The organism is Planifilum fulgidum (assembly GCF_900113175.1).
In the GTDB taxonomy this organism is placed as follows: Bacteria; Bacillota; Bacilli; order Thermoactinomycetales; family DSM-44946; genus Planifilum; species Planifilum fulgidum.
The window spans coordinates 43,098-64,800 of sequence record NZ_FOOK01000005.1 but is presented as its reverse complement, the minus strand read 5'-3'; the positions used below and the strand labels follow the sequence as shown (position 1 = coordinate 64,800).

The 21,703-nt window shown below is 60.2% G+C and carries 21 protein-coding genes; 8 read left to right on the top strand and 13 right to left on the bottom strand.

The genetic code is table 11. The features are described 5' to 3' along the window. Nucleotides 1–5: 5 nt before the first annotated feature. Complete coding sequence (locus BM063_RS04195) at nt 6–1,406, bottom strand: sigma-54 interaction domain-containing protein (RefSeq protein ID WP_092036152.1); 1,401 nt, start codon at nt 1,404–1,406, stop codon at nt 6–8. A 240-nt stretch (nt 1,407–1,646) separates the two neighbouring features. On the opposite strand from BM063_RS04195, the gene BM063_RS04190 reads away from it, so the two are divergent. Continuing rightward, nucleotides 1,647–1,961 carry a cytochrome C oxidase subunit IV family protein gene (locus tag BM063_RS04190; RefSeq protein ID WP_092036150.1) on the top strand — a complete coding sequence of 105 codons (315 nt, stop codon included), beginning with the start codon at nt 1,647–1,649 and terminating at the stop codon, nt 1,959–1,961. An 88-nt stretch (nt 1,962–2,049) separates the two neighbouring features. Here the strand turns inward: BM063_RS04190 and BM063_RS04185 are convergent, their stop codons facing one another. The 7 genes from BM063_RS04185 to BM063_RS17185 all read right to left on the bottom strand — a co-directional run bounded on the left by BM063_RS04185 (nt 2,050) and on the right by BM063_RS17185 (nt 7,343). Beyond that, on the bottom strand, nt 2,050–2,979 hold the full coding sequence (locus BM063_RS04185) for a phosphotransferase family protein (RefSeq protein ID WP_092036148.1): 930 nt from the start codon (nt 2,977–2,979) through the stop codon (nt 2,050–2,052). A 70-nt stretch (nt 2,980–3,049) separates the two neighbouring features. Beyond that, nucleotides 3,050–3,214, bottom strand: a complete 165-nt coding sequence (locus BM063_RS04180; protein ID WP_092036146.1) for a XapX domain-containing protein — start codon at nt 3,212–3,214, stop codon at nt 3,050–3,052. Between the two features lie 73 nt (nt 3,215–3,287). Beyond that, complete coding sequence (gene argS / locus BM063_RS04175) at nt 3,288–4,958, bottom strand: arginine--tRNA ligase (RefSeq protein ID WP_092036144.1); 1,671 nt, start codon at nt 4,956–4,958, stop codon at nt 3,288–3,290. Further along, nucleotides 4,921–5,376 carry a YwiB family protein gene (locus BM063_RS04170; RefSeq protein WP_092036142.1) on the bottom strand — a complete coding sequence of 152 codons (456 nt, stop codon included), beginning with the start codon at nt 5,374–5,376 and terminating at the stop codon, nt 4,921–4,923. Before BM063_RS04170 ends, argS begins: the two co-directional genes overlap by 38 nt. Before the next feature lie 31 nt (nt 5,377–5,407). After that, a complete protein-coding gene (speB, locus tag BM063_RS04165) occupies nt 5,408–6,283 on the bottom strand; it encodes an agmatinase (protein ID WP_092036140.1) in 876 nt (291 codons plus the stop codon). Nucleotides 6,284–6,292: 9 nt separating this feature from the next. After that, nucleotides 6,293–7,120, bottom strand: a complete 828-nt coding sequence (gene speE / locus BM063_RS04160) for a polyamine aminopropyltransferase (RefSeq protein WP_092036343.1) — start codon at nt 7,118–7,120, stop codon at nt 6,293–6,295. 7 nt (nt 7,121–7,127) lie between these two features. After that, nucleotides 7,128–7,343, bottom strand: a complete 216-nt coding sequence (locus BM063_RS17185) for a hypothetical protein (protein ID WP_143085227.1) — start codon at nt 7,341–7,343, stop codon at nt 7,128–7,130. Here BM063_RS17185 and BM063_RS04155 point away from each other — a divergent pair. Beyond that, nucleotides 7,330–9,381: a transglycosylase domain-containing protein gene (locus tag BM063_RS04155; RefSeq protein ID WP_092036137.1), complete on the top strand. Its 2,052-nt coding sequence runs from the start codon at nt 7,330–7,332 to the stop codon at nt 9,379–9,381. The two genes, BM063_RS17185 and BM063_RS04155, sit on opposite strands and share 14 nt — an antisense overlap. A 68-nt stretch (nt 9,382–9,449) precedes the next feature. On the opposite strand, the gene BM063_RS04150 is transcribed toward BM063_RS04155, so the two are convergent. Beyond that, nucleotides 9,450–9,674, bottom strand: a complete 225-nt coding sequence (locus tag BM063_RS04150; protein WP_092036134.1) for a hypothetical protein — start codon at nt 9,672–9,674, stop codon at nt 9,450–9,452. A 50-nt stretch (nt 9,675–9,724) separates the two neighbouring features. Between BM063_RS04150 and BM063_RS17560 the strand changes: the two genes are divergently transcribed. Further along, complete coding sequence (locus tag BM063_RS17560; protein ID WP_177198969.1) at nt 9,725–10,282, top strand: hypothetical protein; 558 nt, start codon at nt 9,725–9,727, stop codon at nt 10,280–10,282. Nucleotides 10,283–10,816: 534 nt separating this feature from the next. On the opposite strand, the gene BM063_RS04140 is transcribed toward BM063_RS17560, so the two are convergent. Together BM063_RS04140 and BM063_RS04135 are read right to left on the bottom strand one after the other, a co-directional pair. Next, entirely contained in the window at nt 10,817–11,326 is a 510-nt protein-coding gene (locus tag BM063_RS04140; RefSeq protein ID WP_092036131.1) for a YwhD family protein, read from the bottom strand. Between the two features lie 32 nt (nt 11,327–11,358). Beyond that, a complete protein-coding gene (locus tag BM063_RS04135; protein WP_177198968.1) occupies nt 11,359–13,203 on the bottom strand; it encodes a sensor histidine kinase in 1,845 nt (614 codons plus the stop codon). 242 nt (nt 13,204–13,445) lie between these two features. On the opposite strand from BM063_RS04135, the gene BM063_RS04130 reads away from it, so the two are divergent. Continuing rightward, on the top strand, nt 13,446–14,813 hold the full coding sequence (locus tag BM063_RS04130; protein WP_092036128.1) for a PTS transporter subunit EIIC: 1,368 nt from the start codon (nt 13,446–13,448) through the stop codon (nt 14,811–14,813). A 387-nt stretch (nt 14,814–15,200) separates the two neighbouring features. Here BM063_RS04130 and BM063_RS04120 read toward each other — a convergent pair whose 3' ends face one another. Then, nucleotides 15,201–15,770, bottom strand: a complete 570-nt coding sequence (locus tag BM063_RS04120) for a hypothetical protein (RefSeq protein ID WP_092036123.1) — start codon at nt 15,768–15,770, stop codon at nt 15,201–15,203. 220 nt (nt 15,771–15,990) lie between these two features. Beyond that, nucleotides 15,991–16,749: a YheC/YheD family protein gene (locus BM063_RS04115; RefSeq protein ID WP_092036121.1), complete on the bottom strand. Its 759-nt coding sequence runs from the start codon at nt 16,747–16,749 to the stop codon at nt 15,991–15,993. 175 nt (nt 16,750–16,924) lie between these two features. Here BM063_RS04115 and BM063_RS04110 point away from each other — a divergent pair, with 175 nt between their 5' ends. Genes BM063_RS04110 through yycH form a run of 4 tightly spaced genes read left to right on the top strand, consistent with a single transcriptional unit; the run spans nt 16,925 to nt 21,688 of the window. Next, complete coding sequence (locus tag BM063_RS04110; RefSeq protein ID WP_092036119.1) at nt 16,925–17,803, top strand: peptidase MA family metallohydrolase; 879 nt, start codon at nt 16,925–16,927, stop codon at nt 17,801–17,803. 14 nt (nt 17,804–17,817) lie between these two features. Continuing rightward, entirely contained in the window at nt 17,818–18,519 is a 702-nt protein-coding gene (gene yycF / locus BM063_RS04105) for a response regulator YycF (RefSeq protein ID WP_092036341.1), read from the top strand. A 5-nt stretch (nt 18,520–18,524) separates the two neighbouring features. Next, nucleotides 18,525–20,354, top strand: a complete 1,830-nt coding sequence (locus tag BM063_RS04100; protein WP_092036117.1) for an ATP-binding protein — start codon at nt 18,525–18,527, stop codon at nt 20,352–20,354. After that, on the top strand, nt 20,351–21,688 hold the full coding sequence (yycH, locus tag BM063_RS04095) for a two-component system activity regulator YycH (protein WP_092036114.1): 1,338 nt from the start codon (nt 20,351–20,353) through the stop codon (nt 21,686–21,688). Before BM063_RS04100 ends, yycH begins: the two co-directional genes overlap by 4 nt. Nucleotides 21,689–21,703: the final 15 nt, after the last annotated feature.

The window sequence follows — 21,703 nt, the reverse complement described above, 5'->3', positions numbered from 1 at the left end:
GAATCTTACTTCACTCGGCGGTCCAATCCCCATTTTTGCAGCTTGTACTGCAGCGTTTGCCGCGGAATTCCCAATCGGCGGGCCGCCTGCCGCACATTTCCCCCGCAGGCGGCCAACGCTTCCCGGATCATCCGCTCCTCCACCTCGGCCAACACTTCCCGCAGGGGGCGCCCCTCCCGCTCCGGACGGGCGGCCGTTTCCCCGGGGATGAGATGGGGCGGCAAATCCTCCGGGGCGATCATCTCCCCTTCCGCCATGTTCATCGCCCCTTCGATGGCGTGCTTCAATTCCCGGACATTGCCCGGCCAATCGTAGCGCAGGAACATCTCCTCCACCTCCGGCCGAAGCCCGAAAACCCGTTTTCCCAGCTTGCCGTTGTATTCGCGGATGAAATGGGAGGTGAGAAGGGGAATGTCCTCCCGCCTCTCCCGAAGGGGCGGCAGATCGATCCGTACCACCTGGATGCGGTAAAACAGATCCTTCCGGAGGCGCCCTTCCTTCACGTTGCGGACGGGATCCTCATTGGTGGCGCACAGGATGCGCACGTCCACCCAGCGCGCGTTTGCATCCCCCACCCTCCGGACCGCCCCTTCTTCCAGCACCCGCAGCAATTTCGCCTGCAGGTCCGAGGGCATGGCGTGGATCTCATCCAGAAACAGGGTGCCCCCATCCGCCAATTCAAACAGGCCCGGCCGATCCTCCGCCCCCGTGAAGGCGCCCTTCACCGTTCCGAACAGGATTCCTTCCAGCAGGGACGAGGGAATCGCCGCGCAGTTCTGGGCGATGAAGGGCTGGTCGCGGCGGGGGGAGGCGCTGTGAATCGACTGGACAATCAGTTCCTTTCCCGTGCCCGTTTCCCCCACGACCAGGACCGGGGAGCGGGTGGCGGCGGCCCGCTTCGCCCGCTCGATGGCCTTCATCATCTCCGGGTTCCGCGTGAGAATCTGCTCGAACCGGAACAGGCGCGGCTCCGTCGCCGGCGGTTTCCGAACCGGCTTCCGGATCCTTTTCCTCAGATCGATCACCTGCTCCGCCAGCTCCTGGATGCGGGTCACATCCTTGGACACTTCCAACGCTCCCACCAGCCGGCCGCCCACCCGGAGGGGGACGGTGGAATTGACCGTCACGATCCTTTTGCCGTATCGGTTGGTGTAGGTCTGCCGCTGGTTGTAGAGGGGCTTGCCGGTCCGGATCACCTGCATCAGCGTGCTCGTCTTGCTGGTGAGCGAGGGAAACGCCTCCAGCACATGGGTTCCCAAGACCTCCTCCACCGCCATCCCGTCGAGGGAGGCCGCGACATGGTTGTAAAAAATGGTGATCCCCCGGACATCCACCACATGGATGCCCTCGTCGATGGAACGAAGCACTTCCTGCAGCAATTCTTCCGTAATCTGCGTCTGTTTCATGAATCATCCCCCGGACATCCCGCCGAAAAGCCGGCGGATTGTGCCGAAAATTCGTCACTCCCATTTTAAGCGAAAAATTAAAACTTATCGACCGGAAGGAATCATTTGCCTTGTACCCGCGGAAATTCACCGCGTGTTCATTTGTCGCAAAATTGACAAATATTCATCCTTATGTCATAATATTCATTATCATTCGGATAATTGTTTCAGTTCCTTCTCCTTCAAAAAGGAGGTTCGGTCGTGGAACCGAAAATCGATCCGTCGACGGCCAGACCCGAAAGGCGGGAAAAGCCGGAGAGCGCCGGCAAGCATGTGAAAGCCTTCGCCTTGATGATGATCCTGACCGCCGCCGCCTTTATCCTCGTCGGCACCGGCTCCGTCGCCGCCGAAGTGGTGATTCCGGTCCTGTTGCTATTGGCGTCCGTCCAGGTCGTGGTGCAGCTGTTCACCTTCATGCACCTGGATCAAAAGGGGAGCTTTTTTCCCGTTCTGTTCGTGATCTGCGGCATCGTCGGCGCCATCGTCTGCATCCTGGCACTGACCCTGTGGGTGTAGGCGAAGGCGTACGGGTGAAGGGAGGGATTCCCTTCACCCTTTTTTCGTCGGGGCGTTGTCTTTCTTAAGTCACAGGGATCCGGGCGCCTCACGGCTCAAACCCCAGCTTCTCCAGGGCCTGGGCGACAAACAAGCGGTGCCGCTTGCGCATGACGCTTTCCCGGGCATCTCCCAATCCCCATCCGGAAATCGTCGATACCGGCCGCAGTGCCGCATACAGGTCCCAACGGGGAAGATGGGTGAAATCGACGTGTGGCATCATGGATCGGTACTCCTCCGTGAACCGCCGCATCGCTTCCGCTCCGAAGGCCCACAGGATTTCCAGGCGTGCATTGGCCACATCGGCGAGCGGATCCCCCAGGGCCGCATCCTCCCAGTCGATGACGGCCACCAGCCCCCCCTCCTTCCACAGGAGATTCCCCGGCCAGAAGTCCCCGTGCAGCAGGACATCCGGATTGGACCGCGGAAACGGCCACACCCGCTCCAGAGCCCTCCGAATCCTCCCCTCGTTCCAGGCGTCCTTCGGGGAGGCGGGGCGCCTTTCCAGGATTTTGCGGGCCAGCGCCTCCTGTTTCGGCAGAAAGGACAAATCGTGCCGGGAAGCGTCCACCCGGTGGATCCGGGACAGATGGCAGGCGGTCTGGTGGAGGTATGTCCTTGGATCCGCCGGATCATCCACCGCCTCGCCTTCGATGAATTCCATCACCAGATAGGGCGCGGGAAACAGGCGGCGGGAGGTGTCCAGGGCATACGGCTTGGGAACGGGCAATCCGGCGGAGCGGAGGATGCCCAGGAGGCGGTACTCGTCGGCGGCAATCCGGGGATTCCTCCGAAGATCCCGAGCTCCGTGCTGGCGGAAGAGCAGCTTTTCCCTGCGGCCGTCCGGCCCTTCCGTCTCCAAAAGCGCCGTCCGGGCCGACACGCCCCCCGAAAGCTCCTGGAAGGAAAGCAGCCGGCGGAGCGGATCGATTTTCCGGACCACCTCTGCGAAGGCCTTATTCTCCTTAAAAACGGTCACGAAAAAACACCGCCTTTTCGATGAGACACATGAAAGCGGGCCCCTCCCGATGGGAGGAGACCCGCCCGATTCAGAAAAACCGGCTCACCCACTGGTACGCCTGGTATCCCAGGTAGATTCCGATGATGCCGAAAATGCCCGCCAGGGCCGGCGGGGCCGGGATCGGCAATCGGAGAAGGGAAAAGACAAACCCGGCGATGAAACCGGTGAAGGTGGAAAGCAAGATCAACCTCACGATGGCATCGCCTCCCAGGGCGAACGATTAGGGGGATGGGAGGCCCCGGGCCCCACCCGTGACAAACCTCCGCTTACATGTGATCCGGGGCGCTCACGCCGATCAGGGACAGGCCGTTTCGGATCACCTGGGCCACCCCCGAGAGAAGGGCCAGTCTCGCCCGCGACAGGTTCTCGTCATCGCCGATCACCCGATAGGCCCTGTAGTAGCTGTGGAACAGGGCGGCCAGATCATGCAGGTATCTCACCACCCGCTGAGGCGCCAGCTGCTCGGCCGCGCCGGCCACTTCATCGGGAAAAGCGGCCAAGGCCTTCATCAGATCGTACTCCTGTTCCTCCGCGAGCAGGGAGAGGGTTTCCGGGTCGGCGGCGGGAGCAAGCCCTCTCTCCCGGGCCTGGCGGAAGACGCTCTGAATCCGGGCGTGGGCGTATTGGACATAGTAGACCGGGTTCTCGTTGGAACGGGAAATCGCCAGGTCCATGTCGAAGTCCAGATGGCTGTCGGGACTGCGCATGACGAAGAAATAGCGGACGGCGTCCACCCCCACCTCGTCCATCAGTTCCTCCAGGGTGACGGCTTTCCCCGTCCGTTTGGACATCTTGACCAATTCCCCGCCCTGGTACAGCTTGACCATCTGGGTCACCAGCACCGTCAGGCGCTCCGGATCGTACCCCTGGGCGGCGATGGCCGCCTTCATGCGGGGAATGTAACCGTGGTGATCGGCGCCCCAGATGTTGATGAGCCGGTCGAAACCGCGGTTCAGTTTGTCGCGGTGGTAGGCGATGTCCGGGGTGAGGTAGGTGTACGAGCCGTCGCTTTTGACCAGGACGCGATCCTTGTCATCGCCGAAGGCGGTCGACTTCAACCACAGGGCGCCGTCCTTCTCGTAGGTGTACCCCCGTTCGCCCAGCTCCTTCAGCACCCGCTCCACCGCACCGGATTCATAGAGGGAGCGCTCGCTGAACCACACGTCGAAGCGGACCCGGTACCGCTCCAGATCCCGGCGGATCTTGTCCAGCATCCGCTTCAATCCGTACTCCCTCAGCCGGGCGAGCCGTTCCTCCCGGTCGAGGGAAAGGAGCGAATCGCCCTCCCGTTCCGCCAGTTCCCGGGCGATGTCGATGATGTCCTGCCCCCGATAGCCGTCCTCGGGAAAGGAGGATTCCCTGCCGAGGGCCTCCAGATAGCGGGCCTCCAGGGAAAGGGCGAGCAGCCGGATCTGGTTGCCCGCATCGTTGATGTAGTACTCCCTGGTTACATCATAACCGGCGGCCTCCAGGATATTGCACAGGGCATCCCCGACGGCGGCCCCGCGGGCATGGCCGAGATGCAGGCTGCCCGTCGGGTTGGCGCTGACGAACTCCACGTTGACCCGCTGACCACGTCCCGCTTCCGACCTTCCGTAGCGGTCGCCGGCGCTCTGAATCTCCTCCAGCACCTTCGTCAGAAAGGAGCGGTCGAGGAAAAAGTTGATAAACCCGGGCCCCGCCACTTGGATGTCGCGGACGTGAGCCCTTTTCCGATCGATCCCCTCCACGATCCGCGCGGCGATCTCCCGGGGATTGGAGCGGGCGATGCGGGTCAGTCTCATCGCCACATTGGTGGCCAGATCCCCGTGGGCCTTTTCCCGGGGGGTCTCCAACTCCACCTCCGGCATGTTTTCTTCCGAGGCCAGGCCGGCGGAAAGCACCGCCTTGCGGATTTCCTCACGGAGTGTCTCCCGTATTTTCATCAGCACGGTCATCCCACGGCTCCTCCCTCCATTGGATATGCAACGCGTAAGTCCCCAAGTGTTCCCCGCCCAACCGCAGCTCATAGGAAAAGCGGAATTCTCCGCCCCCCTCCCACCTGCGGCGGCGGTAATCCAGGGTTTTCACTTCCATTTCCGCCTCCCCCGCCGGGGTATGTACCCGGCTGGCATCCCTTCTTCCGGGACGGTAAGTGTGGCGGAAATCCAACCCGCCGCTGCGGATGACGGTGATCGAGTCCTCCCTCGCCCTCACCGTCGTCCGCATTTCCCCGTCCTCTTCGCCGCTTTCCACATACCTGAGCACCCATTCGCCCATCTTTTCCGCAAACCGTCCCTTCGCTTCCCGGCGGATCCGATCCACCCCCGCCTCACCGGTGATGGTGGAAAAAACCCGCACCCTGACCGGAACCATCGGCGCCTCCCCTCTTTTTTCCGTTGTCCCTTCAGGCCGGGACAAAACCCAGGAGCATCTCCCGCACCATCTTGGCGGCCGCCACCGCCGTCTGATCCGTCGGATCGTAGGCGGGTGCCACCTCCACCAGGTCGGCTCCCACCACCTTCACTTCGGAGCGGGCGATGGCATGAAGCGATTCCATCAGCTCCCGGGACGTGATGCCCGCCGGCTCCGGCGTCCCGGTGCCGGGAGCGAAGGCCGGGTCCAGGACGTCAATGTCCACGGTCACGTAGACCGGGCGGCCCGCCAGGGCGGGAAGCTCCTCCACAAGCGGCTTCAACACCTCGAAGGGGTGAAAGCGGATGCCGGAAGAGGCGGCGTATTCAAACTCTTCCCGGGTTCCCGAGCGGATGCCCAGCTGGATGACGTTTTCCGGACCGATCAGCTCGGCGATTTTCCGCAGGGGAGTGGCATGGGAGAGCGTTTCCCCTTCGTATTCGGTCCGCAGATCGGCGTGGGCGTCCATGTGGATGACGGCCAGATCCGGAAAGTGCTTGTACACTTCCCGCACCACCGGCCAGGTGACCAGGTGTTCTCCCCCGAGACCGATCGGCATCTTGTCCCGCTGAAGCACCTCGGCGACAAACCGTCCGATTTTCTCCAGGCTCCGCCCCGGGTTCCCGAAGGGGAGGGGAATGTCCCCGGCGTCATAAAAGGGAACCTCCCCAAGTTCCCGGCCGAGGTGGGGACTGTATTCCTCCAGGACCAACGAAACCTCGCGGATTCGGCGCGGGCCGAACCGCGATCCCGGACGAAAGCTGGCGGTCCAGTCCATCGGCATGCCGTAAATCACCGCCCGGGCCTCCTCCAGGTCCGCCTTGGCGGCGATGAACACGTTCCCGGAATAGGCTTCCTCCGCGCGCATCCAACCACCTCATTTCGTCAGCTCGGCCACGTATTTGGGCAGGGCAAACAGGGCCTTGTGGATTTCCGGAGTGTAGTACTTCGTTTCCGGACGGTGCAGCTTGATTTCGTCCACCTCCAGGGGATCATACACCTTGGAACCCAGGGTGAAGCTCCACAGCCCGCTGGGATAGGTGGGAACGCTGGCGGTGTAGAGCCTGGCGATCGGGAAAAGATCGGCAATATCGCGATAGACGCGGGCGATCAGATCCCGGTTGAACCAGGGGGATTCCGTCTGCGCCACCATGATGCCGTCCCGGCGCAGGGCGTGGAAGATCCGCTCGTAGAACTCCCGTTTGAACAATCCCACCGCCGGCCCGATCGGCTCCGTCGAATCCACGAGAATCACGTCGTAGGCGTTCTCCGCTTTTTCCACGTACCGGATGCCGTCCTCGATCCGGATCCGCACCCGGGGATCATCCAACGCGCCGGCGATGGACGGAAAGTAGGTTTTGGCCACCTCGATCACCCGTTCGTCGATCTCCACCAGGGTGGCCGTTTCCACCGTGGGATATTTGAGCACTTCACGGATCGCCCCTCCGTCCCCGCCGCCGATCACCAACACGTCCTTCGGCTCGGGATGGGTGTTCATCGCCACGTGGGCGATCATTTCGTGATAGACGAACTCATCCTTGTCGGTGGTCATCACCATGCCGTCCAGCAGAAGCATGTTGCCGAACTGCCGGGTTTCGATCACATCGACGGTCTGGTATTCCGTCTCTTCGTGATGAAGGGTGCGAACCACTTTGCTGGTGATCCCGTGATCGGGCGTTTGTTTTTCCGTAAACCACAATTCCATCTGAAGCTTATCCATAAAGCTCTCCTTCCATCCCTTCAGGTGTCAAGATCTCTGATATTTTTCCAACGTCATCCTTAGAATAATGCAACTCTCTTCCAACCTCAATGAAAAACCCGTCACCTTCCCGGAAGGTATAATCTTCCATCCCTTCTCCCATACTGTTGACGAACCATTCACAGCCGGCAGGCGCGAAAAGGGAGAGTGACGGGATGGGCGACGGCATGAACCAACTTCCCCCGGACCCGACGCTGGAGGAAATTCCCGCCTGGCGATGGCTGGTCCGGGGAAAACGGCTTCTGAAAATCGCGGGAATCCTCCTGCTTTTCCTGGGGGGCACCCTGTTGGTCACCCTCCTTTATCTCAAATCCCGCCCCCTCCCGCCGCCGGACATCCCGATGACCACCAAGGTGTACGATATCCGCGGGAACCTGATCGACCAGCTGGACAGGGGGGAACACCGGGATCCCGTCCAGCTCGGGGAGGTTCCCCGGCATCTGATCCTGGCCACCCTCGCCGCCGAGGACCAAACCTTTTACGACCATTTCGGGCTCTCCCTCCGCGGCATCGCCCGGGCCGCGCTGGTCAATCTGCGGGAAATGCGGATCGTCCAGGGAGCGAGCACGATCACCCAGCAGCTGGCGAGAAACCTGTATTTGACCAGCGACCGGACCTGGTCCCGCAAGTGGAAAGAGGCCGTGCTCGCCGTCCAGCTGGAACTGCATTTCTCCAAGGACAAAATCCTGGAGATGTACCTGAACGAAGTGTATTACGGCAACGGGGCCTACGGCATCCAGCGGGCGGCGCAAACCTATTTCGGAAAACCGGCGAAGCGCCTCACCCTGGGGGAAAGCGCCTTTCTGGCCGGCCTGCCCCGGGGTCCCAAGTTGTATTCCCCCTATACGTCGATGGAACGGGCCAAGCGTCGACAACACGCCATCCTGGACACGATGGTCCGGGCCGGCTGGATTACGCCCTCCCAGGCCGCCCGGGCAAAGGCCCAGCCAATTGCCCTGGCCCCCAGGCCGAAACCCTCCCCCTCCAAGGCCCCGTATTTTCGGGACTACATCATCCAAACGGCGATCAACCGATACGGATTGAGGGAGTCCGAACTGAGGGGGGGCGGACTCCGCATCTACACGACACTGGACATAAAGATGCAGCGCCAGGCGGAGAAAGCCGTAAAGAAGTATCTGGGAAACAAGGACGGGCTTCAAGGGGCGCTTTTGGCGATCGATCCGAAAAACGGACACATCCGGGCGATGGTCGGCGGAAAGGATTATCAAAAGTCCCAATACAACCGGGTTTTTGCTCGCCGGCAACCCGGATCCGCCTTCAAACCGTTTCTCTATCTGGCCGCCCTGGAAAAGGGGTTCACTCCCGTCACCCGCCTGGAGAGCAAGCCGACCGCCTTTCCCTATGAAGGAGGGATCTATCGTCCGGCCAACTTCCGAAACCAATACGCGGGGCGGCCGATCACCTTAAGGGAAGCGATCGCCCGGTCGGACAACGTGTACGCCGTGCACACCCATTTTCTGATCGGGCGGGATCGCCTCATGGAGACGGCGCGCCGTTTGGGGTTCACTTCCCCCCTCAAGCCCGTTCCCTCCCTCGCCCTGGGCAGCATTCCGGTATCGCCCTATGAGATGACCCGGGCCTACGCCGCCCTGGCCGCCGGGGGCGTCCTCACGGAACCGGTGGCCATCCTGCGGATCGAAGACGCCGAAGGCAACACGATCGCCGAAAGCCGTCCCGACCGGCGGCGCGTGGCTTCGGAAGCGGAAACCTTCGTGCTGACTCACCTGCTTCGAAGCGTCTTCGAATCCGGGGGAACGGGACACCGGGTCAAGCAGATTTTTCCGCATCCGAGCGCCGGCAAAACCGGCTCGACGGACTGGGACGGATGGCTGGCGGGATACACGCCCGATCTGGCCGCAACCGTCTGGGTCGGATACGACCGCGCCAAAAAACTTCCCCATGAAGAGGGACGCCTCGCCCAAATGATCTGGGGAACCTTCATGCAGAGGTCCCTCGCCGGGAAATCCGTCCGCACCTTCTCCGTCCCGGACGGGGTGAAGGGAGCGTATGTGGATCCGGAGACGGGGCATCTGGCCACAAAGCGATGCCCCAAGGTGCGCTGGGAGTATTTTGTCTCCGGCACCGAACCGAAGGAATACTGCCCCCTTCATCCCTCGCCGGAGGCGGAAAAGAAAGGCGGAGGATCCCTCTGGGATTGGATCAGAAAATGGCTTCCGGGTCTCTGAAAAAAGCAAACCCTGGGGCGTACGCCCCAGGGTTTGCCATTTGACCTTCCGGGATCTTCACGGAGAGCTCAGCACTCCCGGCTGCCGCCGACTTTCCCTTCGCCGTCGGCCCAAATCCCGTCGTTGTGAATGACGATCATCCCCGCCTGTTCCAGCTCCTTCAGCACCTCAAACAGGCTTTCCCTCTTTTCGGGCGGAAGCTCGCGGACAAACCGGTTGATCTCTTCGGGCGGAACCCGGTTGGAGAAATGAACCCCCCCGTGGCGGGCAAAATGCTCCTGCCGTTCCGGCATCGGTCCCTCCCTCCTTTCCCCCCTTAGATTGTGCGAAAAGACCCCGGTTTATGGGGGAGGAAGGGAATGTCATCCGCATTTTCCCGGGGAAATCGATGCGGTCTCCCGCCGGATCGAAACGACGGCACATTCCGGAACCCCATAACAGGTCCCTCGTAAACAAGCCGTTTGTTATCGATGGCGAGAAGGTCATCCGGCCGCGTCAGTTCGGGCGCCTTATTGCCGTGAAAGACACCGGCGTTCATCAGGATGTGGGAGACAAATTGGGAACAAAAATAGCGGTTCTTCCTTTTGACGGGCCTATTCGTGATCACTCCGAACAGCCCCAGGAAATTGTACCGGTATTTTTCCTTTTCCTTCAGGAATGCCTTTATCTGCGCCCGAATCAAGCGGAACTGTTCCTCACTCACTTCGATTCGGTATATCCGGCATTGGCTGTCGGGAAACTTCCGGAAAACACCATCCTGCAGGTTCTCTTCCACAAGACCTCCGGAAAAGGGATTGTCAGGGCTTCGCCGCCCGAAGGAGTACATCCGGGTGAAGCTGTCGTCGAAGCTGATGGAGACATGGGGATATTTTATGCGCGAAAATATGCAAATCAACCTTGAAAGCCAGGTTCCTGTTCTCGTAAAAACCAAGTATATTTCCTTATGATTCATGGGGCTAAGGGCTCCTTCAGCCGGGCGTGTCGGAAAGAAGCGGCAGAACCGGCCGGATCGCCACGGGTTCCGCCGAACTGCCTTTATCTTACAAGCCCCTTCCCTCCGATCCATCGTGCCAAAGTCCGATTTTACGTCCGCCCCGGGTCTGAAATGCCCCCGGCTTCCCCCGCGAACAATCCTCCACTGCCGCCCGAAACGGGCGCGGGGGACCCCCCCGCTCGTCACATCTTTCGGTTCATCGGATCCGATGGGTTACAAGGCAAAAAAAACCGAAGCGGCGGGCCCAATGCCCGCCGCTTCGGTGTCCTAGCTTGATGGTGTTCCGGTGACCTGGCTTCCGCTTCCGCCGAACTTCGGCGGAGCCCTTGTTGAAACGGTTGGTTTCCGCTTTCAAAAACGGAAACGCCACGCCAACCTATACACAGTGTACTGCCCATCGCGGACGGAAACAAGGCGACTTGTGAATTGTTCACACAGCGTTCATTTTTCCTCGTCGACGGCCAGCGCCTGCTTCAATTCCTCCGAAGAATTCTCCCACATTTTTTCATCGTGGCTGATCAACAGATTTCGGAGGGCCTTTTTCTCCACAGGCCCCAGCTCGCTGACGCGAATGCGCCGTTTCAGGGCATCGTCCATGCGGTTCACGTGATGCGGGAGGATTTTCCATCCCCGACGGGCTTCCCGGTCGATCAACATCGGGCAAGCCGCCACACCGGCGTAATACGGCCCCTTCTCATTTTGGTCCACCGTCACCCACACCACCCAATAAAGCTCGCCGTTGGGGACGTCCTCCTTGTTGGTGGAAAATTTGATTCCCCGTTCCACGGAACTCTTGGCGTGGATGAGGCCCAAGTCGATCTTGGCTTCATCCCCGTGGATCAATATGGAGGAAAGATTGCTCAGGTTGAGCGTGCCGGTCACATATCCCCCATGGGTGGTGAAATCGCCGGAACGAGAGATGATGTTGAAACCCTTTTTTCCCGTTTTCATGCTTGCGTTCCCCCTGTTTTTTTTATTTTATCTCACAACGAGGGGGGGCGCAAAGCCAGGAGGGTCTCCTCCGCCACCGGCTTTTCCTTGTCTTCTCCGGACCGCGCCGGAGGCTCCCCTTCGGCGCACCCGCCCTGCCGGCGGGTTCCTTCATCCTTTCCCGCCACCGGGGGGATGGCGACCGGATAAGCGTGGAACTGCTGGATCGGAAGATGGATGTTAAAGATCGTGCCGCGGCCCGGCTGGCTGGTGACATGGATTTGTCCGCCGTGATCGGAGATGATGCGGTGGCAGATGGACAGACCCATTCCCGTTCCATCTCCCTTGGTGGTGAAGAAGGGATCGAAGATCCGGGACATGTGTTCCGGCTGGATTCCGCATCCGTTATCCTGCACGCGGATATGAATCCGGTCGCGCAGCTTTCTCCACCGAATCCACACCTGTCCCTTTTCTCCGAGGGACTCCAGGCCGTTCTTGATCAAATTGATCAGCACCTGCTTCAACTTTTCCGGATCCCCTTCCACCACCACCGGGGAGGGGGGAGGTTCCGCCGTCAGCTGATGGCCGTCCAGGATGGCCTTCGGTTCCAGCAGTCGGAGCACGTCGGCGATCAGCCCGTCCAACTCAAACCGGACAAACTGGGAGGGCCTTGTGTCGCTGAGGTCCAGAAACTGCTTCAAGAGATCGTTGATCCGATCGATTTCGGGGAGGATGATCGACTCCCATTTTTTCATCTCCTCGGATTCCATCATGGAAATCTGGATGAATCCGCGGATGGAGGTGAGGGGATTGCGGATCTCGTGGGCGAGGCCCGCCGCCAGTTGACCGATCGCCGACAGTTTTTCCAAGTGGCGCTGGCGCTCCTCCTCCTCGTGCCGGATCCGCCGCTGCTCGATGGAAAGCCGGTGCTCCGCCAGGCGAAGCAGTTCGGCGGCGCTCTGCGCCTCCCGGGGATAGCTGGCCGTCGCCCAGCAGAAGTGGATGAAGCTCCGCTCCTCCCGCAGTTCGGAAAACACCGACTCGATGGCCTCCAGCGCATGGCGCAGGTCCGAATCGTCGCCGATCAACCCCACGGCAAACTGATCCCCTTCGTACCGGGCCACCTGGGCGTAGGAAGGAAGGCTCCGCTTCAGACGCCGGGCGATGGTGACCAAAAGCTGATCCCCGGCATCGGTCCCTTCCTGCAGGTTGATTTGCTGAAAATCCACCAGATCGATGCAGATGACGTGATAGGACTGGTCCGGAGCGCACCGGGCCAGGCTGCGCGTCAACTGCTCCTGAAACCCGCTGAAATTGTAGAGCCCGGTCAGATAATCGCGCCGGGACATCTCCTCCAGCTGGACGATGTACTCGTGCAGCGATCGGTGAGCTTCGTTCACCCGCTCGATCAGCTGCCGGTTTTCCCGCTTCAATTGAGCGTTCTCCTGCCGGACCTTCCGGAGGGAACGGATAAGGCAGGCGTTGAGGACAAAATAGAGGCCGACTTCAATGATTTCGGGAAAATTTTCGTAGAGCATCCCGGGGTGAAAGCTTCCCGCCAACACCTCATCCATCCAGGGCATTCCCTGGTACACCAAAAACAGCAGCGAAGCGAGCAGAAAGGTGCATTCCCTGGAAAAGCGGAGGGAAACCGCCGCTTGAGTGAGCAGAAACACCCACAAAAGGGGGAGCCAGCCTTCAGGGAACAGCGCTCGAAGAAAAATGAGTGCGCACAGAGCGGCCGCCAGATAGAGAGAGGGAGGAAGCTTTCGAAACAGCGACAGCCACAGGATCAGAAAGAGAAGGACCCCGCCGAACACGGCCCATCGCGTCGACGGATCGGTCAACGCTGTCAGGGGGATGATCAGAGCATCCAGCCGATCCGTCCATTCCCACACGAGCATCACCACCTCAGCACCCCGAATTTTGTCCCCGTTGTCGAAGTCCCTCTCATCATCTTTCCATTGTTTGCACCGAATTTCCTTCTAAGAATAAGCAATTCGACAAAATATTTCAATTTGTGACCCAAAAATGCGACCGGACGGAATATAATGAAAAGGGAGGAAACCCACGATTAAACGATCCCAAAATCGGGTACTTAGGGTATTGCCTTCAATCATTTTCCAAGGGGGGAACGGCATTGGCCGAAAAGGAGCGGGAAATCGCCCGGTCGATTCTGGAGCAGGTGGGCGGGGTGACCAACATCGACACACTCCAACACTGCATGACGCGCATCCGGTTGACCCTGCGCAACCCGGAAAAGGTAAACGAAGACAAAATCCGGGCGATTCCCAAAGTGGCCGGAATCGTGCACTCATCCAATCAGCTCCAAATCATTCTGGGTCCGGGAACCGCCGCTCAAGTCGCCCGGGAGATCTCCGAGGAAACGGGACTCCAACTCGGGGAAGTCCGCGATCCGGAGGCGGAGAAACAGGATCGCAGCCGCGGGCCGGTCCAGCGCTTTCTGCGAAAGCTCGCCAACATCTTCGTCCCGCTGATTCCGGCGATCATCGCCGGCGGGATCATCATGGGACTGACCAACACGGTAGTCTATTCCTTCGATCTTAACCAGGAGAGCACCCTGGTCCTGCTGTTGAACGCCATCAGCAAGGTGATCTTCACCTACCTCGCCGTCTTTGTCGGCATCAACACCGCCCGGGAGTTCGGCGGGACGCCGGCTTTGGGAGGCGTGGCCGGGGGATTGATCATCCTGCCCGAAATCGCGGACATCACCCTGTTCGGCACGGCCCTCGTCCCGGGGCGCGGTGGATTGATCGGGGCGCTGCTCGCCGCCTGGTTCATCAGCGTGGCGGAGCGGAACATCCGCCGCTTCGTCCCCAAAGTGATCGATATCATGGTGACCCCGCCGCTGGCCCTGCTGGTGACGGGCGTGATCACTTATCTGGTGTTGCAACCGGTCGGGGGATGGATTTCGGACGGAATCACCCAGGGACTGACCGCCTTGATGGACAAAGGGGGAATCGTCGCCGGGGCGGTGCTTGCCGGCACCTTTCTGCCCCTGGTCATGACGGGCCTTCACCACGGCCTCATCCCCATTCACATGGAACTCCTCAACAAGACGGGGCTGGATCCGCTGTGGACGATTCTGGCCATGGCCGGAGCGGGCCAGGTGGGAGCCGCGCTGGCCGTCTACGTGAAGACCCGCAGCCAACTCCTCAAAGACGTCATCAAGGGCGCCGTTCCCGTCGGCATGCTGGGAATCGGCGAACCCCTCATCTTCGGCGTCACCCTGCCCCTTGGACGCCCCTTTGTAACCGCTTGCCTCGGAGCGGCGGTGGGCGGGGCCTACCAGGCGGCGATGGACACCGCCACCGTCGCCATCGGCATATCCGGGATTCCCGCCGTCCTCCTGATGCAGCCGGGGCAGAGCCTTCTATACTTGCTGGGGGTGTTGATCGCCTACGCCGCCGGTTTCGCCTTCACCTACCTGTTCGGATTCCGCAGGGAAATGGACCGGAACTACGAATCCCAGCGCATCGGGGCATGACGTCTTCCCCCCTCAGCGCCCAAAGCGGAGAAGTTGCGGAGGGTTCGCCGCGCAAAACAAGCGGCCCCTCCGCCGCTTCCCCCGGACTGCCTCGCGCATCCGGCATCCCGGAAAGATTCGGAGGGGGCGCCGACGTTTTCCGCGGTGCGAAGACCCGCATCGGCCTCATTGCCCGCGAAACAAAAAATCATCCACGGCCATCTGGAAGATCTCCAAGAGGCCGGATGGATGACGCTTTCGATCCCACCGATCCCGCATGCAGCGGAGGAGGAGAGGGGCAAAAGCCTTGTGACGCCTCCCTCCTCCTCATTTTACGCCCCGATCAAATCCCCGGCATTCCACTGAAAATTCCAACCCCCCGCGGAATCGCCGCTTCCCGTCTTCGCCTCAGCTTCTCTTGCCGTTTTCCAGCGAACGGCCCCTTCCCGTCGCCACCAGATCCTCCCAACCGTAGGAATCCTTGATCGTTCCCGACGCAGGAAACGCCCCCGGAGAGCCGCCTTCCCAGATCATGTTCCCGACGCCTGCCCAGACCGGGGTACGGGATTCGTCACGGCGCTCCACGCCCGGGTCGGAATTATGTACCGCATATGCCGAAGAATGGAAAACAGGGCGCCGAGGAGACATCAAGGTGTGGCTGATGGTCCGCTGCAGCACGTTTTTGATCTCTTCGCTCCGAAAACCGGGTTCCAGCCGCATGACCCAATCGTAGACGGAACCGTCGTCTTCCGTAAACGTCACGTTTCGCTGGGTCGGAGGAAGGCTGGGCATGTTTTTCAGCTGTTCCCGGAAAGCGGACACTTCGCAGACGGTGTCCAGGGGAAACACCGTTCCCTTCAGATACGAAAGGATGCAGAACTTGACCAATACGGGAAACTGCCCCCGGGGCAGCGTCTCGTACCAATAGCGAATGATCCGGTCCTTCTTCCCGATATACACGCCGACGGTGATCGACATCCGATTTCACCCCATCCACACGCGTTTTTTTGGTTCCGGGATCGGCTTGTCCACCCGGAGATGATTCTTGCTTTTGCCGAAGAATCTCTGATGTTTTACCAAGATTGTTCTGAACCTTTCGTTATTACCGATACTATCAGGAGCCCGCCCGGCCGTCAACCGGATATTTTGTCGAAAATACAGAAATTTTGATATAATTTTTATGTCGAAATGCGGCGGATCATACAATCATGCGATGATACTTCAGTATTTTTGCGAAGAGATCCCTTCTGCCGATTTTAGAGAACATTTTAAATTGTGGTCTCGTGTTCACCTCAAAGATCCACGGATGGCCGTGCCGATCCAGTCCGACATCGATTCCCAGCTCCCGAAGCCCCGGAAAGCGCTCATTCAACACCTCCGCAACCCGCTCGGCCATGTGATGAAGGTTTCTGATCATCCGTTCCCTTTCCGCCGGTTCGCGAACCACCGCCTTCAAAGCGGTCTCCACCGGCAGGGGATGACCTCCCCGGCAATAGTTGGTCACAAACCTCCCGGACGCGGCCACTTTGGCCACCATGCCCGACACGATCCACCGGCGGCCCGGCCTTTGCAGCAGGATCCGGAGATCAAAGGGAGAGCCGCGGTAAAGGGAGAGGGAAATTCCCTGCTGGATCAGATAATGCTTTGCGGGGGAAAAGCAGGATTCCACGGCGGAAAAAAGGCGCATGCGTTCCACTTCCCTGCAGCGCGTCCGGAAACAGACGCGAAAGCGCCCCGCATCCCGCTTCTCGATCCGAAGGATGCCCGCGCCGCCGCCGCCTTTGTCCGGCTTGACAAAAACGACCGCGTGCCTCTCCAGCATCTCCTCCAGATTCGGGCGGGTATACCACCGGGTCTCGGGAATCACCCCCCGAAGGGAAGGATCCTGCTGAAGCACCCTGGTTTTCAACATTTTGCTGGCGATCTGCTGGTAACGGCGGATTTTCCTCTTGGTCATGCTTCGCCCCCCTGTACCATCGCTTTCCTCAGTTTATGCCTTTTCCGTCCGCCGGGAGCAAGATGTTCGCCCAAAAAAGAAGCTCATATTTTCCTCCATCTCCCAAAGGGGCCCGGTCTTTCCCCATGTTACACTGAAGGCGGAAAGATTGTTTCAGTGGAAGGATTGTGCGACAATGATGTCGAACGGAAAGCCGATTCGCGGGTTGATCCCGCTTGTCCTTTTCCTGGCGGGGCTTCTTCTGCCCGCCCTGCCCATCAATGTGCCGGCGGCGGCGCGACCCGTGATGTACGAGGGGAGCGAATGGCTGGAAGGATGGCGGTTCCGGGACAGCGCGAAGCTTGAAACGGAGCGGTTCATCCTCCATTATCCCCCGTCGATGAAAGGGAAAGCGGAGGCGATCCTCCGGGAGGCGGAGCGGGTGGCGTCCGATTTCGAACGGATGTTCGGTTTCCGCCTGAAAAAACCCGTTCCCGTCTACCTGTTTCCCGACCGCAAGACAATGCAAAAGCGCTTTTCCTGGCCGCCGGATCAAAGCGCCACCGGCGTCTACTACGCCGGAGGAATCTATCTCCTCGATCCCGAAGAATGGATGGGGGAACCCCTTGACCCGCGCCGGGAAAAGTGGCGGCGCCGCTTCCATGAAGAAGGGCCTTTGTATCACGAATTCGCCCATCTTTATCTGGATGCGGCGACCCGGGGCAACGTACCGAGATGGTACAACGAGGCCTTCGCCCAGTGGGTGGAGTACCGGGCGGTGGGATATGAGTGGCGGGTTCCCGAAAACGATCTCGACCGAAATCCGATCTACGGCTATCCGGACCTGAGAGACCGGTTTGACCTTTTGCCCAACAAGGCCATGGCCTACCGCCAGTCCTTTCTCTTTTTCTCTCATCAACTGGATGAACGGGGCTGGAAAGCCATGCGCAGGCTTCACCGGGAGCTGGCAAGGGGGCGCTCCTTTGAAAAGGCTTGGAAACGGGCCTTTGACGAGTCCGTGGAACAGTCGTTCCACAAGTGGCAACAGGCCACGATCACCGCTCGTTTCCGCTAAAAGGGGGGTTGATGATGTCCGCAAAAATCCTGGTGGTGGAAGACGAAAAGCCCATCGCAGACATCCTGCAGTTCAACCTGGAGCGGGAAGGTTTCCAGGTGGAATGCGTCCACGACGGGGAGGAAGCGCTCCGCCGCGTTTTCGCCGATCCTCCGGACCTGATCCTGCTGGACCTGATGCTGCCCAAAATGGACGGAATCGAAGTGTGTCGCCGGGTGCGCCAGTCCTTCCAAATGCCGATCATCATGGTGACGGCCAAGGACTCGGAAGTGGACAAGGTGCTGGGTCTCGAGATGGGAGCCGACGATTACGTGACCAAACCCTTCAGCAACCGGGAGCTGCTGGCGCGGATCAAGGCGAACCTCCGCCGCGTCCAGCAGCCGGAGGGAGGATCCCCCTCCAACCTCCTGCGCATCGGCGATTTGGTGATCGATTTGAACAGGTACCTGGTGACCAAGAAGGGGACGACGGTGGAACTTTCCCACCGGGAGTTTGAATTGCTCTCCTACATGGCCAAGCACGTCGGCCAGGTGCTGACCCGGGAACACTTGCTCCGATCCGTTTGGGGATACGACTACTTCGGCGACATGCGGACGGTGGACGTGGCCATAAGGAGGCTGCGCGAAAAAATCGAGGATGATCCGAGCAACCCCGAATACATCATCACCCGCCGGGGACTGGGATACACCATGCGCGATCCCTCCGCCGACAGGTGAGCGCCATGTTCGTTTCAAAACTCCGGGAACTGCTGAACAGCATCCAGTGGAAGCTGATGGTGATCTACTTTTCCCTCATCCTGATCGCCATCCAGCTGATCGGGGTCTATTTTTTCGATTGGCTGGGAGATTATTACGAGCAGGACTTCGACGAAAAGCTGGAAAAACAGGCGGCTCTTCTGGCCAGCAGCTCGCTGGCGGAAATCCTCGACCAAAAAACCGCCGAACGATCGGATCGCACCAAGGAGATTGAAAACCTCGTCCAACAGTTGTTCATCCTGGACAAGGGAACCGACACGGTTCAGGTGGTGGACTCCGACGGCATCGTGCTGAGCACGTCCTCCACCAAAAACCGCAACGTCATCGGGCAAAAAAACGTGCGGGTCACGCAGGCCCTGCAATCCTTCACCACCGACAAACAGTTCCGCGTCGACCCGGCGACCGGTTACCGGATGAAACTGCTCATCCGTCCCATCAAGAACAGTGACGGCCAGGCGGTGGGCGCCGTATACATCGAAGCGTCGATGGAGGAGATGTACGCGACGATCCGCCGCATCAGCAAAAACCTGATCCGCATCACCCTCCTCGCCCTGGGGCTGACCGCCCTTCTCGGCGTGATCCTGGCCCGCACCATCGCCAATCCGGTGAAGGAGATCACCCGCCAGGCGACGGCGATGGCGGAAGGGGATTTCGACCGGCAGGTGGATGTGAAAAGCGGTGACGAAATCGGCCGGCTGGCCGCCGCCTTCAACCATTTGGCGGAGCGGCTGAGGGAGGCCCTGTCCCAGAACGAGGAGGAAAAGGAGAAATTGGAGTCCGTGCTGGCCAACATGAGCGACGGCGTGCTGGCCACGGACGGAAAGGGGCGGGTGATCGTTCGCAACCGCCGGGCCGAGGAGATCCTGGACCGGGAGATCGCCCTCGGCGAACCGCTGGAGGAGGTGTTGCCCCTTTCCGAACCGCTGCCCCTGCCCCTGGCGGAAGAGACGCAGATCCACCTGGAACAAAACGCGGAGGACAAGGAAGAGCACTCCGTCATCAAAATCACCTTCACGCCGATCAAACGTCACGGGCAGGAAATGGTGGGATTGATCGCCGTCCTCAAGGATGTGACGGAAGAGGCCAAGCTGGACCGGCAAAGGAAAGAGTTCGTCGCCAATGTCTCCCACGAGCTGCGCACGCCGCTCACCACCATCAAAAGCTATCTGGAATCCCTGGAGGACGGGGCCATCGGCGATCCGGAACTGGCGTCCCGCTTTCTGCGGGTCACCCTTCAGGAGGCGGAGCGCATGAACCGGCTGATCAACGACCTGCTCCTGCTCTCCCGGTTGGATGCCAAGGAAACCCGTTTCCACAAACAAGCCGTCGATCTGAGGGAAATGCTGGAGGAGGTGGCGGACCGCTTTTCCATTCCCTGCGAAAAGAAGGGAATCCGCCTTGCGCTTCAGGTGTCCGGACCGCTCCCCCGGGTCTACGTGGACCGGGATCAGATCGACCAGGTGCTGGACAACCTCCTCTCCAACGCGGTCAAATTCACACCCGAAGGGGGCGCCATCACGATCCGCGCCCGCCGGCAGAAGGACGGAATGGCGGAGGTATCGGTGTCGGACACCGGCATCGGCATCCCCAAGAAGGATTTGGGACGCATTTTTGAGCGGTTTTACCGGGTGGATAAGGCCCGTTCCCGCCAAATGGGGGGAACCGGCCTCGGCCTGTCCATCGCCCGGGAGATCGTCCTGGCCCACGGCGGAGACATCGGGATCGATAGCGTATACCGCCGCGGAACGACCGTCACCTTCACCCTGCCCCCCTGGGAGCCGGAGGTGATCCGATGAAGGAACGGATCAAGTCGGCGGCGCTCTTTCTGCTGATCGTCCTCAGCATTCTGCAGACGGGGATGCTGTGGTACAGCTCCCCCTCCTATCAGGAAAATAAGCCGTCCTATATCCAACCCCCGCTGATCGGCAACGAGCAGTACAACCAGATCCCCCTGCACGAACGGGTGGCTTCCGTTCCCGTCATCGTCCACCGGGACGGACAACAGGGTTGGATCCTACCCAATGAGCCGGCGCACCGGGACTTTCTCAACCGGCTTTATAAGGCCTCGTGGGACGATCCGGAACCGGTGGTTCCCCGGCCGGAGGAGTGGAACCATCTGTACCAAAAAGCCGCGGGAGTGGAACTGCAGTTCATCAATGATCTGCCCGCCGACGCCATCGACGTGATGAACGAAGAGGAGATTTCCGCCTCCGGCATCAACCTGATCAGCAGGATCTGGATCCGCAGCGATTCGCGGGGACAAAACGTGCGCCTCTGGCTGATATCCGACCGGGAGCGGAAAGTGCTGGAGAGCGAGATCGACTTCCCGGACTTCAGCAAGTGGTTTCAGGAGATGGAGCGGAAAGCCCAGCCGGTCAAGCCCCACTTCGTCACCGGGAAGATCCCCCTGGACGAGGAAAAGGACGAAAAAATTTCCGCTTTTCCCCTGGCGGTGTATCTTCCCGATCTGCCGCCGACCGTCCGCAGTTTTACCTATCCCTTGAAACAAATCAAGGTGGAGGACATCAAATGGCTCTTCACCGATCCGAACCAAATCTGGACCCTTCCCTCTGAAGAGGGAGACACCTACACCGACGGAAACCGGATGCTGCAACACAACCAGCAGAAGCAGACGGTGGTGTACAGGGACTTGAGAGCGGAGCCGCAGCCCTCCTCGGCGGCGATCGAGCTGGAAATCCTGAACCAGTTCATGAAGACCCACAACGGGTGGACGGGCTCCTATTCCCTGGACCGGCGGATCAAGGAAGACCACATCCACCTCTACATTTTTCGCCTGACGGTCGGCGGGCTCCCGGTTTACTGGTCCGGGGAGGAAGACAAGGAAGAGGTGCGGCCCGACACGATCCGGCTGAAGGTCTCCTCCGACAGGGTGGCGGAATACCATCGTTCCCTCCGCTACCTCTCTTCGAAACCCTCCGACTCCCGGGACGCGCTGCTTCCCGGTCGGGACACGGTGATCCGGGAGCTAGCCGACCGCGGCCTCTCCTTGAATCAGCTGCGCCGTCTCATCCCGGGGTACCAGGTGAAGATGCTCAAGGATCACGTCCGCCTGTCCCCGGTGTGGATCGCCCTGAAGAAAAACGGAGAGAGCATCCTTCTCAATCCGTAACCGGGAGGGTCGGTC

Bases quoted from the DNA above. Each gene is read 5' to 3' on its own strand.
- BM063_RS04195 (WP_092036152.1), bottom strand. From the start codon at position 1,406: ATGAAACAGACGCAGATTACGGAAGAATTGCTGCAGGAAGTGCTTCGT.
- argS (WP_092036144.1), bottom strand. From the start codon at position 4,958: ATGACCGTGCTGATGAAAATACGGGAGACACTCCGTGAGGAAATCCGC.
- BM063_RS04170 (WP_092036142.1), bottom strand. From the start codon at position 5,376: ATGGTTCCGGTCAGGGTGCGGGTTTTTTCCACCATCACCGGTGAGGCG.
- speB (WP_092036140.1), bottom strand. From the start codon at position 6,283: ATGCGCGCGGAGGAAGCCTATTCCGGGAACGTGTTCATCGCCGCCAAG.
- speE (WP_092036343.1), bottom strand. From the start codon at position 7,120: ATGGAATTGTGGTTTACGGAAAAACAAACGCCCGATCACGGGATCACC.
- BM063_RS04155 (WP_092036137.1), top strand. From the start codon at position 7,330: ATGGGCGACGGCATGAACCAACTTCCCCCGGACCCGACGCTGGAGGAA.
- BM063_RS17185 (WP_143085227.1), bottom strand. From the start codon at position 7,343: ATGCCGTCGCCCATCCCGTCACTCTCCCTTTTCGCGCCTGCCGGCTGT.
- BM063_RS04150 (WP_092036134.1), bottom strand. From the start codon at position 9,674: ATGCCGGAACGGCAGGAGCATTTTGCCCGCCACGGGGGGGTTCATTTC.
- BM063_RS17560 (WP_177198969.1), top strand. From the start codon at position 9,725: ATGGGGGAGGAAGGGAATGTCATCCGCATTTTCCCGGGGAAATCGATG.
- BM063_RS04140 (WP_092036131.1), bottom strand. From the start codon at position 11,326: ATGAAAACGGGAAAAAAGGGTTTCAACATCATCTCTCGTTCCGGCGAT.
- BM063_RS04120 (WP_092036123.1), bottom strand. From the start codon at position 15,770: ATGTCGATCACCGTCGGCGTGTATATCGGGAAGAAGGACCGGATCATT.
- BM063_RS04115 (WP_092036121.1), bottom strand. From the start codon at position 16,749: ATGACCAAGAGGAAAATCCGCCGTTACCAGCAGATCGCCAGCAAAATG.
- BM063_RS04110 (WP_092036119.1), top strand. From the start codon at position 16,925: ATGATGTCGAACGGAAAGCCGATTCGCGGGTTGATCCCGCTTGTCCTT.
- yycF (WP_092036341.1), top strand. From the start codon at position 17,818: ATGTCCGCAAAAATCCTGGTGGTGGAAGACGAAAAGCCCATCGCAGAC.
- BM063_RS04100 (WP_092036117.1), top strand. From the start codon at position 18,525: ATGTTCGTTTCAAAACTCCGGGAACTGCTGAACAGCATCCAGTGGAAG.
- yycH (WP_092036114.1), top strand. From the start codon at position 20,351: ATGAAGGAACGGATCAAGTCGGCGGCGCTCTTTCTGCTGATCGTCCTC.